The organism is Kitasatospora purpeofusca (genome assembly GCF_000718025.1).
Taxonomy (GTDB): Bacteria; Actinomycetota; Actinomycetes; order Streptomycetales; family Streptomycetaceae; genus Kitasatospora; species Kitasatospora purpeofusca.
The window spans coordinates 1-385 of record NZ_JODS01000099.1 but is presented as its reverse complement, the minus strand read 5'-3'; the positions used below and the strand labels follow the sequence as shown (position 1 = coordinate 385).

At 71.9% G+C, this 385-nt stretch carries 1 protein-coding gene; it reads left to right on the top strand.

Translation table 11 applies throughout. The features are described 5' to 3' along the window. A partial coding sequence (locus IF01_RS43360; RefSeq protein WP_037783129.1) for an acyltransferase domain-containing protein occupies positions 1–385 on the top strand: 385 nt, incomplete at both ends.

Here is a 385-nt window from a genome sequence, read left to right as displayed (position 1 = left end):
GCGGCCGGACTTCGTCGCGGGCCATTCGATCGGTGAGTTGGCGGCGGCGCATGTGGCGGGGGTGCTGTCGCTGGAGGACGCGGCGGTGCTGGTGGGTGCGCGGGCGCGGTTGATGCAGGCGCTGCCGGGTGGTGGGGCGATGGTGGCGCTGGAGGCGACGGAGGAGGAGGTCCGGGCCGTCCTGGTCGACGGCGTGGACGTCGCGGCTGTCAACGGGCCCCGTTCGGTGGTGGTTTCGGGTGGCGAGGCGGCCGTCGAGAGTGTCAGGGAGCACTTCGCGGACCGTCGTACCCGTCGGCTGCGGGTCAGCCACGCGTTCCACTCGGCCCACATGGACGGCATGCTGGACGAGTTCCTCGCCGTCGCCAAGTCCCTGACCTTCCAC